Source organism: Vibrio fluvialis (assembly GCF_900460245.1).
Lineage (GTDB): Bacteria > Pseudomonadota > Gammaproteobacteria > Enterobacterales > Vibrionaceae > Vibrio > Vibrio fluvialis.
Genome location: NZ_UHIP01000001.1, coordinates 1,349,041 through 1,367,350, shown reverse-complemented (window position 1 = coordinate 1,367,350; position 18,310 = coordinate 1,349,041). Strand labels below are relative to the sequence as shown.

The 18,310-nt window shown below is 48.8% G+C and carries 17 protein-coding genes; 2 read left to right on the top strand and 15 right to left on the bottom strand.

The genetic code is table 11. The features are described 5' to 3' along the window. Nucleotides 1-65 precede the first annotated feature (65 nt). Nucleotides 66-1,643, bottom strand: a complete 1,578-nt coding sequence (locus DYA43_RS06460; RefSeq protein ID WP_020330398.1) for a BCCT family transporter — start codon at nt 1,641-1,643, stop codon at nt 66-68. A gap of 380 nt (nt 1,644-2,023) precedes the next feature. Here DYA43_RS06460 and DYA43_RS06455 point away from each other — a divergent pair, with 380 nt between their 5' ends. After that, nucleotides 2,024-2,500: a MarR family winged helix-turn-helix transcriptional regulator gene (locus tag DYA43_RS06455; RefSeq protein ID WP_020330397.1), complete on the top strand. Its 477-nt coding sequence runs from the start codon at nt 2,024-2,026 to the stop codon at nt 2,498-2,500. A 97-nt stretch (nt 2,501-2,597) separates the two neighbouring features. On the opposite strand, the gene DYA43_RS06450 is transcribed toward DYA43_RS06455, so the two are convergent. From DYA43_RS06450 to DYA43_RS06425, 6 genes are all read right to left on the bottom strand, one after another. Further along, complete coding sequence (locus tag DYA43_RS06450; RefSeq protein WP_020330396.1) at nt 2,598-3,236, bottom strand: response regulator; 639 nt, start codon at nt 3,234-3,236, stop codon at nt 2,598-2,600. Next, nucleotides 3,220-4,587 (bottom strand): cache domain-containing protein, encoded by a 1,368-nt coding sequence (locus DYA43_RS06445; RefSeq protein WP_020431176.1) that lies wholly within the window; start codon nt 4,585-4,587, stop codon nt 3,220-3,222. Before DYA43_RS06445 ends, DYA43_RS06450 begins: the two co-directional genes overlap by 17 nt. Nucleotides 4,588-4,692: 105 nt before the next feature. Then, entirely contained in the window at nt 4,693-5,976 is a 1,284-nt protein-coding gene (locus tag DYA43_RS06440; protein ID WP_061056464.1) for a TRAP transporter large permease, read from the bottom strand. Nucleotides 5,977-5,988: 12 nt separating this feature from the next. Further along, nucleotides 5,989-6,528 carry a TRAP transporter small permease subunit gene (locus DYA43_RS06435; protein ID WP_020330393.1) on the bottom strand — a complete coding sequence of 180 codons (540 nt, stop codon included), beginning with the start codon at nt 6,526-6,528 and terminating at the stop codon, nt 5,989-5,991. A 114-nt stretch (nt 6,529-6,642) separates the two neighbouring features. Further along, complete coding sequence (locus DYA43_RS06430) at nt 6,643-7,731, bottom strand: TRAP transporter substrate-binding protein (RefSeq protein WP_020330391.1); 1,089 nt, start codon at nt 7,729-7,731, stop codon at nt 6,643-6,645. A gap of 372 nt (nt 7,732-8,103) precedes the next feature. Beyond that, entirely contained in the window at nt 8,104-8,493 is a 390-nt protein-coding gene (locus DYA43_RS06425) for a hypothetical protein (protein WP_020330390.1), read from the bottom strand. Nucleotides 8,494-8,714: 221 nt separating this feature from the next. On the opposite strand from DYA43_RS06425, the gene DYA43_RS06420 reads away from it, so the two are divergent. After that, the gene (locus DYA43_RS06420) at nt 8,715-9,392 is read left to right on the top strand and encodes a DUF2982 domain-containing protein (protein WP_020428550.1); all 678 of its coding nucleotides are present in this window, start codon (nt 8,715-8,717) and stop codon (nt 9,390-9,392) included. Here the strand turns inward: DYA43_RS06420 and DYA43_RS06415 are convergent. From DYA43_RS06415 to DYA43_RS06380, 8 genes are all read right to left on the bottom strand, one after another. After that, nucleotides 9,386-10,042 carry an MBL fold metallo-hydrolase gene (locus DYA43_RS06415; RefSeq protein WP_020428552.1) on the bottom strand — a complete coding sequence of 219 codons (657 nt, stop codon included), beginning with the start codon at nt 10,040-10,042 and terminating at the stop codon, nt 9,386-9,388. The genes DYA43_RS06420 and DYA43_RS06415 overlap by 7 nt on opposite strands. Nucleotides 10,043-10,105: 63 nt before the next feature. Further along, a complete protein-coding gene (mepK, locus tag DYA43_RS06410) occupies nt 10,106-10,654 on the bottom strand; it encodes a peptidoglycan L,D-endopeptidase MepK (protein ID WP_020428554.1) in 549 nt (182 codons plus the stop codon). A gap of 180 nt (nt 10,655-10,834) precedes the next feature. Next, nucleotides 10,835-12,388 (bottom strand): L,D-transpeptidase family protein, encoded by a 1,554-nt coding sequence (locus DYA43_RS06405; protein ID WP_061056463.1) that lies wholly within the window; start codon nt 12,386-12,388, stop codon nt 10,835-10,837. Between the two features lie 112 nt (nt 12,389-12,500). Continuing rightward, nucleotides 12,501-13,577, bottom strand: coding sequence for a DUF1513 domain-containing protein (locus tag DYA43_RS06400; RefSeq protein WP_061056462.1), 1,077 nt, complete (start codon nt 13,575-13,577; stop codon nt 12,501-12,503). Next, complete coding sequence (locus DYA43_RS06395) at nt 13,567-14,592, bottom strand: imelysin family protein (protein ID WP_020330383.1); 1,026 nt, start codon at nt 14,590-14,592, stop codon at nt 13,567-13,569. Before DYA43_RS06395 ends, DYA43_RS06400 begins: the two co-directional genes overlap by 11 nt. An 8-nt stretch (nt 14,593-14,600) precedes the next feature. After that, the gene (locus DYA43_RS06390; protein ID WP_061056461.1) at nt 14,601-15,983 is read right to left on the bottom strand and encodes a di-heme oxidoreductase family protein; all 1,383 of its coding nucleotides are present in this window, start codon (nt 15,981-15,983) and stop codon (nt 14,601-14,603) included. Nucleotides 15,984-16,106: 123 nt separating this feature from the next. Next, nucleotides 16,107-17,366, bottom strand: coding sequence for an imelysin family protein (locus DYA43_RS06385; RefSeq protein WP_020428561.1), 1,260 nt, complete (start codon nt 17,364-17,366; stop codon nt 16,107-16,109). Between the two features lie 155 nt (nt 17,367-17,521). Further along, nucleotides 17,522-18,169, bottom strand: a complete 648-nt coding sequence (locus DYA43_RS06380) for a GTP cyclohydrolase II (protein WP_020330380.1) — start codon at nt 18,167-18,169, stop codon at nt 17,522-17,524. Nucleotides 18,170-18,310: the final 141 nt, after the last annotated feature.

The following is an 18,310-nucleotide window of genomic DNA, read 5'->3' as shown; positions in this document are numbered from 1 at the left end:
CGCATGTCAATTTATAATCCATAAAAAAAGCCGGCGATACGCCGGCCTTTCAAACATCTTAATGGTTAACGCTCGAAGCGTTCGGTACGCATGCCCATCACCAGACTGACACACATCAGCAGTAGTACCAGTGTGAACGGCAGCGCAGTTGAGATCGCGCCCGCCTGTAATGCCTGAACGGCTTCAGTACCGCCAATCCACAGCAGCGCAATCGCAATCGCTCCTTCCATTAGCGCCCAGAAAATACGTTGCAGAACAGGAGCATCCAACTTACCACCCGCCGTAATGCTGTCGATAACCAAAGAACCTGAATCGGACGACGTAATAAAGAACACCAGAACCAGAACCACAGCAATCACAGAGAGAATGGTGCCGTATGGCAGTACATCAAACATCTGGAACATCGCCAGCGATACATCGGTCAGCCCGTTGGCACCCAGTTCGCCCACATGGTTCACAACCTGATCGACCGCCAAACCGCCAAATACCGACATCCAGATCAGTGTCACAGCCGTTGGAACCAGTAGCACTGCGGTGATGAACTCACGAATCGTACGACCTTTAGAAACACGCGCAATGAACATACCGACAAATGGCGACCATGAAATCCACCATGCCCAGTAGAATACTGTCCAGCCTTGGAACCAAGCTTCATCTGTACGGCCGTGTGGGTTGCTCAGCGGAATAATATTTTCGATGTAAGACATCAGTGTGGTCGGAATCGAACCAAACGTAACCGCATAGCCAATTAACGCCACCAGAATCAGCAACAGGAATGCCACCACCATGTTGATGTTGGAAATTACTTTCACACCACCATCGATACCGCGGATGACCGAGAAAGTCGCCAGCAGCGTGACACCAATAATAACGACAATCTGAAGGCCAATACCCGCATCAATACCAAACACATGATGAATACCACTTGCCGCCTGTTGGGCACCTAAACCCAGTGACGTTGCCAAGCCGAACAGTGTGGCCAATACGGCCAGAATATCCACAACGTGCCCCGCCCAGCCCCAGGCGCGATCGCCCAGAATCGGATAGAAAATCGATCGAATCGACAGCGGAAGCCCCTTGTTGTAACAGAAAAACGCCAGTGACAAAGCCACAACACCATAAATTGCCCAAGGGTGAAGGCCCCAGTGGAACATGGTTGCCCCCAGCGCCAGCTTAGCTGCTTCCGGAGAATTGGCTTCTACGCCTAGCGGCGTTTCATACCAACCGGTAAAATACGCCACCGGCTCTGCCACACTCCAGAACATCAGACCAATACCCATCCCCGCTGCAAACAGCATTGACAGCCATGAGATGAATGAGTGATCGGCAACGGCTTCCTGACCTCCCAGACGGATCTTGCCATAAGGTGAAACCACCAGCGCCAGACAGAAAATCACGAAAATGTTACCGGACCAGATAAACAGCCAGTCAAACGAGCCAATGATTTTCCACTTAATACCATCGAGTGCACTTTTCGCCGTATCGGCATCCACAACTAATGTCGCTAACAGAAACAGCAGAATTAAACCTGCACTGATACCAAAAACCGGGTTATGGACGTCAAAACCCCACTTCTGGACATTGTCCTGCCCGACGGTGTAATCGGTACTGTCGATACTGTACTTATCAATACCTTTCGTCATTTGTCCTCTCTTTTATTCATTCAAGATTGAACTCTACAGCCATGACAACGAAATAAATTCAGGTTGAAAACAGTAAATATATTTCGTACTCATAACTATTGTTCTAATGTAAAGTTGACCTATATTTTACACATCAAGTGCAAGAGATCTACCCAAAGGTTGATTTTTGTACTAATTTTCTTGAAAATTGCTAACGGTTGTTTATCTATTAAACAAAAACAATAAAAATATTGTTCGTACACAAAACATTTTACATCACTAGACATTGATTAAAATAGGTCAAAAGCGGAGATAGAAAAGTATGAAGTCAATACTTTTCATCCGGCTTTAAGTGATGTATCGTCGCGCCTAAATTCTTCGATACGTTGTGGATGTAAATTTTGGAAAAACATGAAGAAGTACTGGTCGCGATTCGCCAGATCATCCGAGCCATTGATCTACACTCAAAAAAATTGAGCAAGAGTGCCGGATTAACCGGACCTCAGTTGATTCTGATGCGATCAATTCAGCAATTGGGCGAAGTCACTATTCGTGAGCTCTCTAAACACACCAACATGAGCCAAGCGACGGCGACGACGATTCTCGATCGTCTCGAGCGCAACGGCTATGTACAACGTATTCGCAGCAACACCGACAAGCGCAAAGTGCACGCCCATCTTACTGAGGAAGGCCTCAAGCTGCTGGCGGAAGCACCACAGCCACTACAAGAAGATTTTGTTGAGCGTTTTTGCCAACTGGAAGATTGGGAACAGTCTCTGCTGCTTTCTTCTGTGCAGCGTCTGTCTGCAATGATGAACGCCGAGAACATCGACGTGGCGCCGATGCTGGAAATTGGCAGCATCACGAAGCCAGAATAATGCTGATATCGTGGTAGAAATGACTACAGAGTAAAAACGGGAAAAGGTTGGGTATAAGCCCAACCTTTTTTGTTGCCGCTGAACGTTACGACTGATGTCATTCCAGCATGCCATGCTGGATAGCGTATTGCGCCAGCTCCGCCGTCGAATGTATATCCAGTTTATGTTTGATGTTCTGACGATGCGTCTCTACCGTGCGATAGCTGATGTTGAGTAACGACGCAATTTTCTTACTGCTATGGCCTTGAGCCACCATCTTAAGCACCGCCTCTTCACGTCGGCTGAGCGGATTGGGCTTTTGAGCCGATGGTATGATGTCCTGCGTGAACAACGTCTGCGTGACGGATTCACAAAAATAGGTTGAGCCAAGATTGACAGTTTTGATGGCCTGCACCATCTTCTCGGCGGAAATCTCTTTAAGCATGTAACCAACCGCTCCGGCCTGCATCACTTTCATGATGTACTCACGGTTGTCATGCATGGTCAGCATCAGGACTTTGGCGTCCGGTACTTCTTCTTTAATTAAACGCGTCGCATCGATGCCGTTCATAATCGGCATACTGACATCCATCAGAATCACATCCGGGCGATGTTGCTTCACCACCTCAAGTGCTTCCAATCCGTTGCTTGCGGTCGCAATCACTTCGATTTCCGGCTCCATTTCCAGGCGAGCCATAAACCCTTCAAGTACTACCCGGTGATCATCGACGATCACCACTCTAATTGGTTTTCCCATACACTAATCCATCCAGATTCAACAGCACGGTGATTTCAGTCCCAAACCCTGGCTCACTCATCAGCTCCAGTTCACCGCCTAAAAATTCTACCCGCTCACGCATATTGCGCAGCCCAATCCCTCGCTTCACTCGCGCATCTTTGATTGAAAATCCGACGCCATCATCGCGAATCATCAACTGAAGCATAGTGCCCATCTGCTGCACCATCACGCTGACTCGCTTGGCACGGGCATGTTTTTCAATGTTATTTAACGATTCTTGCACCACTCTATAGAGCGTCGTCGCCACTTCAGATTTGAGCTTCGTGCCCGGTAAGGTATCGAAATGGCTGTCGGTTTGAATTCCCGAGTGCGACTGAAAATCTTCCAGTAACGTAACAATGGCAGCCTGCAGACCAATATCATCCAACGCACTTGGCCGCAGATTGTGAGAAATGCGCCGCACCTCGTTGATGGCCGTCATCAGCGATTGCTGAGCTTTGTCGACGTGCCCGGCCAACGTGTCATCCTTAAGCTTATGTCCAAGAAGCTCCAAATGGCACTTGCTCGACACCAGCAATTGATTGATACCATCATGCAGTTCACGCGCCAGATGCTTTTTCTCATCTTCCTGAAACATCACGGTTTTATGAGCCAGTTCTTTGAGGTTTTTGTCTGCCAGACGATGCTCATGCAAGTTGATGGCCAGCGTGAGCACAATGATCACCGCGACAGTGACGGCCAGAATCACCATCACCGAGAAAAATGTCGTATCAATGTTTTTATTGATGGTAGCCTGCATAGTTGCCACTTCCTGGCTGACATCTTCAATGTACAGTCCGGTGCCGACCATCCAGCCCCATTTGTCCAACCATTCAACGTAACTGAGTTTCGGCACTACTTCACCGGAAGACGGCTTTTGCCACAAGTATTGATGGAACCCGCCGCCGGACTGGGCCTGAAACAAAAGCGCTTCAATAAGGTAATCGCCTTCGCTGTCTTGCAGTTTGAGCAGATCCTGCCCGATGAGTTCTGGCTGAGTGGGATGAACCAGATTGATGCCATTGGCATCGTAGGCAAAGAAGTAACCATCCGAGCCATAACGCAGCTTGGTCAAAACCTTTTTGACTTTAGCTTTGGCATCATCGTCCGAAAGACTGGGATCGTTGTATACCAGCGCGATGGCGTCCAGTGCCAGATCAACGCTGTCTTTGAGAGCGGTTTCGCGGGCTTTGATTAAATTCGCCCTAAAGATTTCCACTTCGCGTTCACCCAGACTTTTGGCCTGATGAATGGAAATCCAGCTGATACTCGCGGTGACCAACAGCAGTGGCAACAGCGTCAGCAGTATCAATTTGAATTTAAGAGGCATTCCCTTCCCCAAAATAAAAACTGCTCACCGAACGTCGGTAAGCAGTTTCACTTTAGCAAGATGTTGTGTTTCTAAGAAACCCGAAGTCGACAACCTCGAATTTGATCACATTCCATAGAAGCCGGGGAATACCAGCAGCGTCGCTAGCACCAGAATCTGGATAGTAATAAACGGAACAACACCGCGATAGATGTCCATCGTCGTCACCGATTTTGGTGCAACCCCTTTCAGGTAGAACAGACTAAAGCCAAACGGTGGTGTCAAGAAGGAGGTCTGCAAGTTCATCGCAATAAGAATCGCAAACCAGGTCATATCGATATCAAGCAGATTCGCTACTGGCGCAATAATAGGCACGATAATAAAACAGATTTCGACGAAGTCGATAAAGAAGCCAAGGATCAGAATCACAATCATAGTGACGATCAGGAAGCCCCATTTATCACCCGGGATACTCAGCATCCACTCCTCCACCAGCAAGTCGCCGCCAGTGTAGGTGAACGCCATCGAGAACGCCGTCGCACCAAGTAAGATGGCAAATACCATCGCCGTCACTTTCACCGTCTCTTTCGATGCGTCATACACCATTTTCCAGCTGAATTGGCGATACGCTACAGCCAACAGCAGGGCACCCGCACCGCCGAGTGCCGCCGATTCAGTTGGCGTTGCCACGCCCGCGAAAATCGATCCCAGTACGACGATAATCAGTGCTAATGGCGGAATAACCGCTTTCAGCGCTCGAACGACTTCTTGCGAGCGGCTCACGCTGTCGTCACGTTCAATCGGCTGAGCCGCCATTGGGTTGAGCTTGGCATAAATCAGAATATAGAGAACGTACGCGCCAACCAGCACCAAACCTGGCCATAGTGCCGCCTGGAATAGGTCACCAACCGGCACACCCAGTACGTCACCCAGCAGAATCAAAACAATAGACGGTGGAATGATTTGCCCTAACGTCCCCGACGCACAAATGGTGCCGCACGCCAGCCCTTTGTCGTAGTTGTACTTGAGCATGACAGGCAGAGAAATCAGGCCCATCGCCACCACAGAAGCGCCCACCACACCCGTAGACGCCGCCAGCAGCGCGCCCACTAAGACGGTAGAAATCGCGATCCCGCCACGAACGCCACCGAACAGACGCCCCATCGACTCCAGCAACTGCTCTGCTAATTTGGTTTTTTGTAGAACCAGCCCCATGAATACGAAGAGTGGTACGGCCATCATGACCGTGTTTTCCATAATGGACTGTATGCGATACGGCATGAAAGCGAACATGTCGATACCTTCTGCCCACCCCCCGAAAATCAATGCAATGCCGCCAAAGGTAAAGGCGACAGGAAAGCCTAACAGCAACGCAAAAAGCGCCACAAAAAACATCACGATACCGATCATAGCGTCGTCCTTTTACTTCGAGTCATTGAGGCTAGAATGCATCAGACGCGGGTTGACAATTTTGTTGACCGAGTGAAGCAACAACCCCAACCCACTGATAGCCATAAAGAAGAATGAGAGTGAAATAATCGACTTGATCAGCCAGCGGTATGGCAAGCCACCCGGATCGCCAGAGGTTTCATGCAGTTCGAAGCTCTCTTTGGCAAAATCGATACCGAAGTACATGACCAGCAGACAAAACGGCAAGAGGAATATCAACGTGCCTGCGATATCCACCACCGCTTGCGCTTTATGGGAAAGGCGTTCGTAGATGATGTCGACCCGAACATGGCCACCCGCTTTGATGGTATACGGGATACCTAACAGAAATACTGCGGCAAACAGGTGCCACTCCAACTCCTGAAACGCAATCGACACATCATTAAAGACATAACGCATGATGACGTCATAAACCACGTTGGTCACCAGCAAGATGAAGAGTATGCTGGATACCCAACCCCAGAAATCGCTGATTCGATTAATCAACCTTTCGATATAAATGAGACTTCTCATTCCTGACTCCCTGGAAACTGGAAAGATGCTCCGCGTAACCCGGAAGTTCGCGGAGCTTGTCGTTATAATTTTTCTTGGGCTTTGCGGCGAGAGCCTAAGCCCTCGCCGTTGAGATTACTGTTCGCTGTTGAGGTAAGCGCGCGTTGAGATATCGGTCCACGCACGAACTTGTTTCATGTAGTTCGCCTGTGACTCCTGAATCTCTTTTGCCTGAGGATCGGCTGCGGCATGTTCCGCAAGCAGACGATCATTCGCGGCACGCAGGGCTTCGATAACCGCAGGTGGGAATGTCTTCACTTTTACGTTCGGATATTCAGTGGTGATCGATGCCCAGTTCTTACCGCTCTCATGGACAGATTGAGTGTACATGTCGTAAGCCGCAGTACGCATTGCCACACGAAGAATCTCACGCAGATCTTCTGGCAGACGTTCCCAGGTACGTTTGTTCACCAGGAATTGCAGCTCAGTCGCTGGTTCATGCCAACCGGTGTAGTAGTAAGGTGCAATTTTGTGGAAGCCCATACGCAGGTCAAGAGACGGCCCTACCCACTCCAACGCGTCGATCGTGCGGCGCTCAAGTGAAGTGTAGAGTTCACCCGGTGCGATGTTGGTTGGTTTGGCACCCACTTCCGCCAGAACTTCACCCGCGAAACCAGGAATGCGCATTTTCAGACCTTTCAGATCGTCGACCGTGTTGATCTCCTTCTGGAACCAACCACCCATCTGCACATCCGTGTTACCGCCTGGGAAAGAGAGCATATTGTGCGGCTCATACACTTTCTCCATCAGTTCCATACCACCACCGTAGTAGAACCATGCGTACTGTTCTGGAGGCGTCATACCGAAAGGCATAGAAGTAAAGTAAAGAGTGTTAGGAACTTTGCCTTTCCAGTAATAAGAAGCCGAATGGCCCATGTCGTACTGACCCGACTTGACCATATCAAATACGCCCAGTGGTGCTTTGTGTTTGTTGGCAGAGTCAATACGAATTTGCAGACGACCGTTCGACATTTTTTCAGCCATTGCCGCCATGTTTTTGGTGGCATCACCGAAAATCGGGAAGTTTGGTCCCCAGGTTTCCGCCAGCTTCAAACGGTAGACTTTCTCTGCAGCGCTAGCAGAGGCAGAAAACAGAGCGAAGCATGTCGCTACTGCCGCCAGGCCAGTAACCACACGTTTTACAGATTGATGAATCAGACTCATTATTCACGTCCTTTTGTTATTGTTCCTCAGCTCAATAGAGCCATGGGTTCGATGTCACTTTGGTAGAAGTTTGAACAAGAGGAAATGAGCGTGATTACGCAAACTGATAACACTAGAAATAGAAAACAGGACTAAAGTCGTAAGTAGTACCACGTAAGAGATATACAGATTATTATTTTATTTATCTGTTTTATAAGAATATATTAATTCTTACTCGAACAATTAAATGAATTAGTACGTAGTTGTTTTTCACCAGTTGGTTATTGCAGAAAGTTATCAGAAGTGTGATGAATGACGAATGTGAGACAACAAAAAGCCTCGGAGAACCCGAGGCTTTTTGTGAATGAACTGTCGCTATCTGAAAAGGTGAAATTAGATCGCTTTGTAGATAACTTTGTTGCCTGCCAGTTGCTCTTTCACCACCAGGTTTTCATCCAGCAGTTTCTTCAGAGCACCCGTAGCCCAAGAAGCGGCTTTTGCATCTTCCTGACCTGCGGCCAGACCAATCGACTTAGGATTGATGCCTTCTGCATTCCCAGCAACGATATCCAGTACCTGTTGCTGTTTTGGAGTTAACGCTACGTCTACTTTTGTCGCTGCTGCAACTTTTTCTGCGACTGGTTTGATTGCCGCTTTCTTTTCAACAACAGGTTTCGCAGTCACAGGCTTTGCTGTTTTCGGCGCTTGAGCCAAGTTCGCTACAATCGCTTTAATGCGTTTTTGCAGTTTAGCCTGCACGTTACGCTTATGAGCAAGTCTCATCGAGTATGTCTCCATTTCACTGCATAAGGCGCAGTGGTGAAAATTTGAAGCGCGTTTTATAACAAAATTCGGCTGCCATTTGTAGGGTATTGGTCAAGATCGAGGGTAAAAACACGCTTTTATGTCATGGATGACTACAATTTAATCATGAGGTAAAGTGATCACTTGTTGCACTACTGGGTATAAATACAGAGAAATTTCAGACGATTGTAGCGAGCTGTATGCAAACTGTTCATTTATCAAATCACCATTTTGACCTGCACTCCCCTTACGCCAAAGTGGTCGGCTTCGTGGCCATCGTCGCCACGCTGTTTCTGGTCATTTTGTCGCCGAGCTGGCCTCAGGCGCTGATCTCCCTTTTCGCCATGGGCAGTCTGTGTGGTTTAGGTTATTGGCTCATTCGCAAGAGTTGGGTTGGCTATACTTTGACACCAACCCACTTTCAACAACACCTGTTTCATGGCGGCTGGGTGGTGAAATGGAGCAACATCAGTCATATCGGTATTTGTAGCTACGAGCAGGAGGGTTGGTATCAACCCCTGCCGTGGATAGGCATCAAACTCAAACAGTACGAACCTTACCTCGACGGTATTTGTCCGCGCATTGCCACGGAAATTCTGCTCAGTCAGCGTGCGCTGTTGTATCTCGGGGCGCGGCAGAAAAATCAGGAATCATCGTTCGAAGATATGGTGTTGGACTCACAGCCATTCTGCGAACAACGCAAAGGTAAAGTGTATAAAGGCTTGATGGCAATGCTGGCAAACCGTATGCGCTATCAGCGCCAGTATTACGATTACGATGTGTTTATTTCGGCCAATGATCTTGACCGCAGTGCGGAAGAGTTTGTGGGATTGGCCCGGCGTTATCTTGCCGCCGCCGAGCCGGAATCGGATCAGTAAAGCGGCATTTCGTCGGCAACAAACGGGTTGCTGGCACGTTCGTGACCAAAGGTAGACGTTGGACCATGACCTGGTACAAACGTGACATCGTTGCCCAACGGCCAAAGTTTGGTTTTGATGGAAGTGATCAGCGTATTGAAATCGCCTTTCGGGAAATCAGTGCGACCGATACTGCCATTGAACAACACGTCGCCGACAAAGGCCAGACGGGCTTCTTCGCTGAATAACACCACATGACCCGGAGTGTGGCCCGGGGTATGCAGCACGTTCAGAGTTTGATTTCCGAATGTCACCGTGTCGCCTTCATCCAACCATTCCGTCGGTACAAATGCCTCTGTCAGAGGAAAGCCGAACATCTTGCTCTGCCCTTCCAGACCTTGCAGCCAGAAGTTATCGTCTTTGTGTGGGCCGATGATATCGATACCGCCAAGCAAATCCGCCAACGGCTCCGTGCCACCCACGTGATCTAAATGGCCGTGAGTCAGCACCAACTTGACGATATTCACACCCAGCTCGTCAATCATCATTTTCAGTTGTTTCACGTCACCGCCCGGATCAACCACGACGCCTTGCATGGTTTCATCACACCAGACAATTGAGCAGTTTTGAGCAAACGGCGTAACGGGAACAATTTGATATTTTAAAGACATGCTAAACCTTGTTCGAACAACGAAATTGCCCGAACTATGACACTCTCATCTCATTTTGACAAGCTAGGCACCTTGCCACTGGCGAACCGGGCCGGTATCAATGTGAACGAATTGACTCTTGGGATAGTACCCTACGCCGCCAGCCTTGAGGCTGAGCGCCGCTTCGTGAACCTGCTTGAGCGAGACACCTTCCAAACGAAAATCGATGGCTTGACCCAGCATATGGAAACTCTTCTTGGCAACACCCGAAGATTTGTTGCGTAGCATGGCATTCGTCGTCGGTGAACGATAACCGGAAATGATCTGCACTTCTGCGTCGGTGCCTAACGCAGCTTGAATACGGGTGATTTGATCGAACAATTTTTTGTCCATCGGGTGCACTTCATTCTGGCGGAAATCACGGCAGATGTGATTCAGACGCTGCAACTCAGAACGAACATAACGCTGACCATTAAAATAACAAGTTTCTAACGTTTCACCGGTATGTAGGTTATTCATTGCCAAAACACGACGTTTATCGGGATATGATGCATGCGCAATACCTGGTGCACAGGCTGCGACCACCAAGCCGGAACCGGCAAACTTAAGAAAATCTCGACGTGACAGACTCAAAACAACACCTTTTTATTTACGGAATTTGATCTCTACAATCCGGCAAACTACCGGACTCCTTGTCCAAGATCAAATGCATAATTTGTGCTGAATCGGTCACATTTTGTCAGATAAATAGCTTACTAATTGAGCAGAAAAGAAATTTTTCTTGTGTCATTTTTTAGCAAATTTAGAGATGCATCACCCATTGTTCTCTTTTATCCGGTCTAGGCGGTAAATGTCGTCCCGATAGTGTAATTCGCCCTCTTCATACCATACGGTTTGATAAATGATGTGCACCGGAATGCGCTTTTTCAAAGGAATTGAACGGTTTGAGCGTTCGTTGGCAGGGATAAGATCTACGTTGTTAATACCTTGCGTTTCCAGCAAAGTCGTTGCGAATTGATCGGCATGTTCAACCCGGATGCAACCTGAGCTAAAGGCTCGGGTTGGGTTGTCGAACAGATGTTTACTCGGAGTGTCATGCAGATAGATGGCCCGCTTGTTCGGCGTGTTGAATTTGTAAAGCCCCAACGCATTCTGATTGCCGGACTGTTGCCGCATTCGGTAAGGGAATGTTTTCGGGTTGACACTCTTCCAGTCGATTTTTTCCGGATCCAGCGTTTGCTCAGACTGCCAGCTTTCAAGAATATCGATATGGTGGCGAGTCAGGTAGGTGTGGTCACGCTTGGTGATCGGTAATATGTCTTCCACCATGATTTTGTGTGGCACGTTCCAGGTTGGGTTCAGAATCAATGAGTCGAGACGCGTGGTCATAACGGGCGTCGGGCGCGATATCCGGCCCACCACGACCTTGGACTGAAAAACAGGTTTACCGGAATACCAATATTTGAGGTTAAACCCAGGTACGTTAACGACGATAACCGTGTCATCATTAGTACTCCACAAACGCATACGTTCAGCGTTCAGAGCAAGCAACGCCAGACGGTCGGGAACCTTCATATTCAGCCATTTCAGCGTATTGGGACCAATAATGCCATCGGACTTTAAGCCATGCATCTTCTGAAACTGCTTAATCGGGGCCACCAGCGATTTGTCATACCACGTGACATTGTCACTTATTCCTGTCACGTCGATATTGACCAGAGCTAAGCGCTGAACCAGCGTCGAACGGTCATCCAGCTTATCACCTTGTTTTTTCAGACCAGCCTGAACATAGACCGGCAAATGGTGCAGTTCCAACTGGTTGAGATATCGATAGGCATTCACCAACTGATGGTACGCAGGATCGCTCGGTGTATATTGATCAATCAGGTCGATAATACCTTGCAAGCCGATTGCAATGTGCAAAGCCAGCTGCGCCTTTTCACTCGGCGCCGGTAATGTATGATTCAGACTGCCATCAAAAAACCACTCCATCCCTTCGCTCGGCGCCCGCTCAGCATAGCTGAGATAGAGCAGCAGAGTGTCGGTGGCCAGTAAGTCATATTCGAACCACTCACCCGCTTCACGATACTGCGCAAGCGCATGATACTGGCGTTCAAACAGCGGGCTGATGTTGGCGCGCCGAATCAAGTCCAGCTGTTGCTCAAAATGTTGCTGAGTGGCCAAATCACTCCAGATGAGCTGATCGTTGTTTTCGTGATAGATGCGTTCGATCTGCTCTGGATATTGAAGCAGAGGAGTCACCGAGGAGCGGCTATCCAGCCAGCCAAGATTGGCGAAGTAAGGAGAAGCTGCTAAAGGAAAACTGAGAAGAATCAAAAAGAAAACAACAATACGACTACGGTTCATATAACAATGCCCAAATCACTCGCCAGTACACTAAGTATGGCAAAAGAAATGGGCATATGTTAGTTCATCAATGTGTCAGAACTGTGCTTTGGACAAATACAGCGACGTGATGTCAGATGATTGCCGACCAGTGGTTATCCCACTGCACATTGGTGACGTTTTGCTGCGCAGGCTGCGGGTACTCACTGGTTACCACCAGTGCCGACCCAGAACTGACCTGAAAACGGTCGCCATGGACGACGACACCTGACGCATCCGGCAATGCCGACAATTCAACCAATTCGCGCGTTTGTTTCGACCAGATACCGTAACAGTTGCCGACGGGAGACGTCGCCAGAATCCATTTATCCGTTGCGGCAATACTCGCAATGTAGTGGTTAAAACGCGCCCACTGTTCTGGCTCGGCCAGTAGTGGAATCATTTCGCCACCACGCGTATGCATTGCGACCAGCGATGGGTAATCTTCCGGTTTGCCGCGATATTGCTGACCGCAAAGCACCGTTTCGCTGCCATCATGTGCTAAATGGCGAATACTGAGGTGATGATCCGGCAGTGACACCTGTTCAAGAATCACGCCTTCCGCTGAGAGGTACGTCAGGCTCGGTTTCATTGTTGCAATGTTGAGCGGCTCACGGCCATTGGTATGAACGCCGCCTACGCCGATCACCAACGTGTCATCCGGCATCACGATGACTTCATGCGGACCAATACCGAAACCGGTCAGTTCTGCCACTTTCTGGTATTGATGAGCTACGTCATACACGCCGATAATACCGCGACTGGTACCGCGTTCACCTTCCGTCGCATACAACCACTGGCCATCATTGGAATACACACCATGGCCGTAGTAGTGACGATTATCGTCAGCCGGACGCAATAGAATCATCTCGCTGGTGTGATAATCAAACACCATCAGAAACTCACCCGGACGACGACCAAAGGCCACCGCCTGAGTCAGCTTCGGATGAATGGCCACGCCATGACCACGTCCCGGCAGGGGCAACTGGCTGATGGCTTCACCCTGACTGTTGGCAATGACCGCACTGAACTGATTGCGATTTTTAATCGCACAACCAATCAGAGCGGGTTGTTGGCTAGGCTGGCTCGCACAGCCAAAAGGCAGCATTGGCGCACACGCGCCAAACAAAGCTGCTTTGAGTAGCGAGCGACGAGTTTGATCAGTCACCATCGCTAGAGTTAAATCCTAATACTACGCCCAGAGCCACTGCTACTTCTTCATGCAGCAGGTATTTCAGTTGATCCAGTTTGTTGTACTGAGACAGGGCATCACGGTAACCCTCTTTAGTCTGCAGCATGTCAAACAGGCTTGGTTCCGCTGGCCAGGTGTCAACCAGATTCGCGTATTGAGTTTTAACTCGATCAGCCAGTTCAACCAGATTGCGCTCACGAAGTTGCCCATCCAGGCTTGCCAGATAAAGCGCCTGCATCGCTTCCACGTTTGCTTTCAGGTTCAGCATGGACGTTTTAGAACGCCAGGATTCAGAGAAGTAAGGACGTGGCTGACCAACATTAGCCAGCGGGCGTGTCATTTTTGACATCGCGTGCTCTAGCTGATTCGACAGCAATGCAACGTACTCCGATTCCCAGGTCGCGTCATCCATTGTTTTCCAAGGATTTTGTTGCCAAGCGGATTCAATCAACGCCGCTTTATCGGCCAGGTTCTGGCTGATACCCAGAGCTGACTGACAGGCAGATTTCGGCGCTGACGTCAGCGGTGATTTAGGATCGTACAACATCCATTCCAGTGCGCCTAGGCCTTGCACTGTTACACTTTGCTGCGCAATCTGCTCTGCCGTCCACTCTCGGTCCTGATGCACTAAAGAAGCCATCTTACGACCCGTGGTGTTCTTTTTATCTGGCCAGAATTGTACATTCCAGCTTTGTTCGAGCGCTGCCGCCGGGCCACGCTCCTGACCTTGCAATGCCATCCATGCAGTCATGGTTTGATGCCACTGCGTTTTCAACTTATCCGTATCCAGATCAGCCTGCTCGCAATAACGGCTGAACGCGAGAGCCAGATTGTCTGATTCGGCCTTAAAACGTGCAGCCGACTGGTATTCCAAAACATAAACTGGCTGGCTGACATGGTTGGTCTGCTCCGCCTTTGAGTCAGACATTCCGGTACTCTGACACGCCGACAAAACCAGCGCTAAAGCGACTGGCGTCAATGATTTAAACGTCATTCTCACACCTACAAAGAATTCAAAAATGCGATCAGCGCTTCACGCTGTTGTTGATCAAATTGCAGCACACGGTCACGCGATTTTTTCGCTTCACCACCATGCCACAATACCGCTTCCATTACATTTCGCGCTCGTCCGTCATGCAGATAATAGGTATGTCCGTTGACTTCCTGCGTATACCCGATACCCCACAGCGGTGGAGTCCGCCACTCCTCAGCGCTCGCCAATGCCTCTGGCCGACCATCACTCAGCCCTTCGCCCATATCATGCAACAGCAGATCCGTATAAGGATGAATCGTCTGCTCTGAAAGCGCGGGAAGATGCTCTCGCTTGGCCGTAATTACATTGGTTTTATGGCAAGCAACGCAACCACTCTCAGTAAACAACTGCTCGCCCTGCATCACTTGCGGATCATCGACATTACGTCTTACAGGAACCGCCAAGTGTTGTGAATAGAACTCAACAAAATCGAGAATGTTATCGCTTACTTCCGGTGAGCCGCCATTGGGCAGACTGTCGCACAATGTCTGGCTCGCTGTACAGTTTTCCTGTGGAAACAGACGACTGGTTAAACCAATGTCACCGTTAAATGCGGCTGCATTTTGTTGCATCAGAGAAGGCTGACCAGCTTTCCAACCGAATCGGCCGATGACGGTTTTCTCAGCTTCAACATCCCAAACCCGGTTGAGTTTACCGGAAATGCCGTCGTGGTTCTTATCCTGTTCGTCAGCCCAGCCCATCAGCGTAGATTCAGGAATGCTTTCCAACAAACCCAATCCAATCATAGGAGGAGCCACGCGTGCCGACAGCTGAGTGTTCGGGTGCAGCGGACCATACGCCAAGCCTACGATGGAAAGGTTAGGTTTTCTCAGCATCACGGGCGTACCATCGGCAAAGTGCACCGCGACTTCATCATAAGTAATGTGAATCTGACCTTCCGGCTTTTTGCCTAGCAAAGCGAAATCTTGCAACTGAGCCCCATACGTTGGTTCTGGCACTACACCTTCTTTTTCGTAAATGGCGCGATCTGCTTGAGTCGTTGCCGGAATACTCATACGCACCAGCATTGAAACGGCTTGAGTGTCGTTCTCTTCGGGCGGATGGCCGCGACCATCTTTGATGTGGCAGTTCTGACAACCGTTGGTGTTGAAAAGCGGCCCTAAACCGTCACGGGCTTCTGTTGACGAAGGTGCCGCCACCCAAGGGTTACGGAAAAAACTGTTACCGACACTGAAATCCAGACGCTTGGACATGGGTAAGTTAGAGGCTGGCATTGAATACGCGTTCTGACCATTTTTGGTCGTACTGGTTGCTCCGCCAGATTTGACCTCACCAGCGAGTCCTTGTGTGGAAATCAAGCCAAGAAGGAGCGCGGAGTAATACAACTTCATTCCATTCTTCTCGTGTAATAAAAAGCAAGAAACCCAATCGCCGTACATGACAAAAATTCTCTTTTTGACACGCTGATGATTGGGTAAAAAGAGCCCTGTAAACAGGGCTCATAAGATCTATTTTTAGAATTCGTGATCAGCAGTATCTGGGTTCAGGTTATCAATACCGATAACGTTCGCCGCACGTTCAATCGATGCAGTTTGAGCAACCAGAGACATGATCGCTTTGTTTACCAGAGCATTGCCTTCTTTGTTGTCTGCCGCAATCAGTTGGTCGAAATGCTGATTGTTTTTCTCTGCGGAGTTCACCAGTTCACCCACTTGTGCGCGTGCTGCATCGAATTGTTTCATGATTTCTTTTGCTGCAACGTCATCTTTCTGTGCAACGAGATCATAGATAGAAGCTCCGGTCAGAGTTGAACCGTCTGCGCGAGTGTACGTACCAGTGTAGATATTGTAGATACCTTGCTCATCATAGAAATGTGAGTTGTGTGTGTTGTCAGAGAAACAATCGTGCTCATCTTCTGTTGAGTTGGCTTCCAGGGCCACTTTCATGCGCTCACCAGCCAGTTCACCCAATGACAGTGAACCCATACCAAACATCATCTTACGCAGACCGTTTTGCGCAGAATCAGCAAGCAGTTGTTCGCGGTAGTTGCCTTTCTCTTTGTCAGACCACTGTTTTTCCATCCATTCCAGATCTTGAACCAGCAGTTGTACCGATGCTTTCAGGTATTGAGCGCGACGGTCACAGTTACCGTGCGTACATGCCTCGCCCTGAACGTAGTCGGTGTATGGACGCTCACCCGCACCAGGTTGAGTACCGTGCAGATCTTGGCCCCAAAGCAGGAATTCGATCGCGTGGTAGCCCGACGCAACGTTCGCTTCTGAACCGCCCACTTCATTCAGGCTCGCAATAAGCTCAGGCGTAATAGTTGAAGCATCAATCGTGGTTGCACCAATGGTCAGAGACTTGTTTGCCACGATGTTTGCGCTTGCGCCTTCGTTCCCCAGTTCGTATTGGTAATCGTCAGAAACGTAGTCAATCAAACCTTCATCCAGAGGCCATGCATTCAGCTGTCCTTCCCAATCGTCGACAACGGCGTTACCAAAACGGAAAACTTCAGATTGTTGGTAAGGGACGCGAGCCGCCAACCATGCTTGTTTGACTTGCTGTAGTTTGGCATCGGAAGGTGCAGCCAAAAATGCGTCGACAGACTTTTCTAGGTTTTTCGCTGTGGTCAGAGAGTCAGAGAACACCGCATGACCGATGTCAGCATAATGAGCGACAACCTGATCCTGAGTGACTGCTGCAAAGCTTGCACCGCTGGCAACTGCCAGTGAAGCGGCAATAGATTGGACTAAAAGTGACTTAACTTTCATTTAAGCATCCTTGTTGAGCGTTTATTCATTGCTAGTGCTAATTATTATCATTTGCACTTTTAGCCGCGATAATACAAATTTACATTTTTTTTGCAAGATGTAACGAAAAAAACCTCACCGAAGTGAGGCTTTTATCAACGATTTAAGGAAATAGCTTAAAGTTTAAGCTGATGTTTACCGTGAGAGACTTTTGCTTTCAGGTAGTTCTCGTTGCCAGATTTGATGTGCGCAGCGGTGTGCACTACCTCAACAATTTCGATGCCGTGCTCTTTAAGTTCGCGGATCTTTTTCGGGTTGTTAGTCACCAAACGAATCTTAGTCACGTTGAGCGCTTTGAGCATTTGAGCCGCTTCAGTGAAATCACGCAGATCATCACCAAAGCCTAAATGGTTATTGGCTTCGTAAGTATTCATGCCCTGACTTTGTAGTCGGTATGCATCAATCTTATTGTACAGGCCAATGCCGCGGCCTTCTTGGCGAAGATACAGAATGATCCCACCATGTTCGCCCATTTTCGTAATGGTTTCTTCCAGTTGCTCGCCACAGTCACAACGCGATGAGTGGAACACATCACCGGTCAGACATTCAGAGTGCATACGCACTAATGGGATTTCCTGGGTTTTATCTGCTGACTTGAAAATGACGGCGACGTGCTCTTTATCGGTCTTCAATCCTTTAAAGGAAAGGATTTCTGCATCAATGTTGCTTTTCGCACCTACTTTTAAATCAACTCTGGCTCTTACTTCCGCCATATCTGCACTCACCTGATTCATTACTGGATGCATGCTGGTTATTGTATGCATTCTTATACCTTACTTGTGACTTTACTATGGGGACTGATACCCCACTTTTCAACGAAAAGATCACAAAATCACTCGAATTGTTATACTATAACAATTTAGAAAATGCGCAATAAAAAACCCAGCCTAATGTTGAGCAAGCTG

Coding starts and splice junctions, on each gene's coding strand:
- DYA43_RS06460 (WP_020330398.1), bottom strand. CDS start 1,643: ATGACGAAAGGTATTGATAAGTACAGTATCGACAGTACCGATTACACC.
- DYA43_RS06450 (WP_020330396.1), bottom strand. CDS start 3,236: ATGGGAAAACCAATTAGAGTGGTGATCGTCGATGATCACCGGGTAGTA.
- DYA43_RS06445 (WP_020431176.1), bottom strand. CDS start 4,587: ATGCCTCTTAAATTCAAATTGATACTGCTGACGCTGTTGCCACTGCTG.
- DYA43_RS06440 (WP_061056464.1), bottom strand. CDS start 5,976: ATGATCGGTATCGTGATGTTTTTTGTGGCGCTTTTTGCGTTGCTGTTA.
- DYA43_RS06435 (WP_020330393.1), bottom strand. CDS start 6,528: ATGAGAAGTCTCATTTATATCGAAAGGTTGATTAATCGAATCAGCGAT.
- DYA43_RS06430 (WP_020330391.1), bottom strand. CDS start 7,731: ATGAGTCTGATTCATCAATCTGTAAAACGTGTGGTTACTGGCCTGGCG.
- DYA43_RS06425 (WP_020330390.1), bottom strand. CDS start 8,493: ATGAGACTTGCTCATAAGCGTAACGTGCAGGCTAAACTGCAAAAACGC.
- DYA43_RS06420 (WP_020428550.1), top strand. CDS start 8,715: ATGCAAACTGTTCATTTATCAAATCACCATTTTGACCTGCACTCCCCT.
- DYA43_RS06415 (WP_020428552.1), bottom strand. CDS start 10,042: ATGTCTTTAAAATATCAAATTGTTCCCGTTACGCCGTTTGCTCAAAAC.
- DYA43_RS06405 (WP_061056463.1), bottom strand. CDS start 12,388: ATGAACCGTAGTCGTATTGTTGTTTTCTTTTTGATTCTTCTCAGTTTT.
- DYA43_RS06400 (WP_061056462.1), bottom strand. CDS start 13,577: ATGGTGACTGATCAAACTCGTCGCTCGCTACTCAAAGCAGCTTTGTTT.
- DYA43_RS06395 (WP_020330383.1), bottom strand. CDS start 14,592: ATGACGTTTAAATCATTGACGCCAGTCGCTTTAGCGCTGGTTTTGTCG.
- DYA43_RS06390 (WP_061056461.1), bottom strand. CDS start 15,983: ATGAAGTTGTATTACTCCGCGCTCCTTCTTGGCTTGATTTCCACACAA.
- DYA43_RS06385 (WP_020428561.1), bottom strand. CDS start 17,366: ATGAAAGTTAAGTCACTTTTAGTCCAATCTATTGCCGCTTCACTGGCA.
- DYA43_RS06380 (WP_020330380.1), bottom strand. CDS start 18,169: ATGCATACAATAACCAGCATGCATCCAGTAATGAATCAGGTGAGTGCA.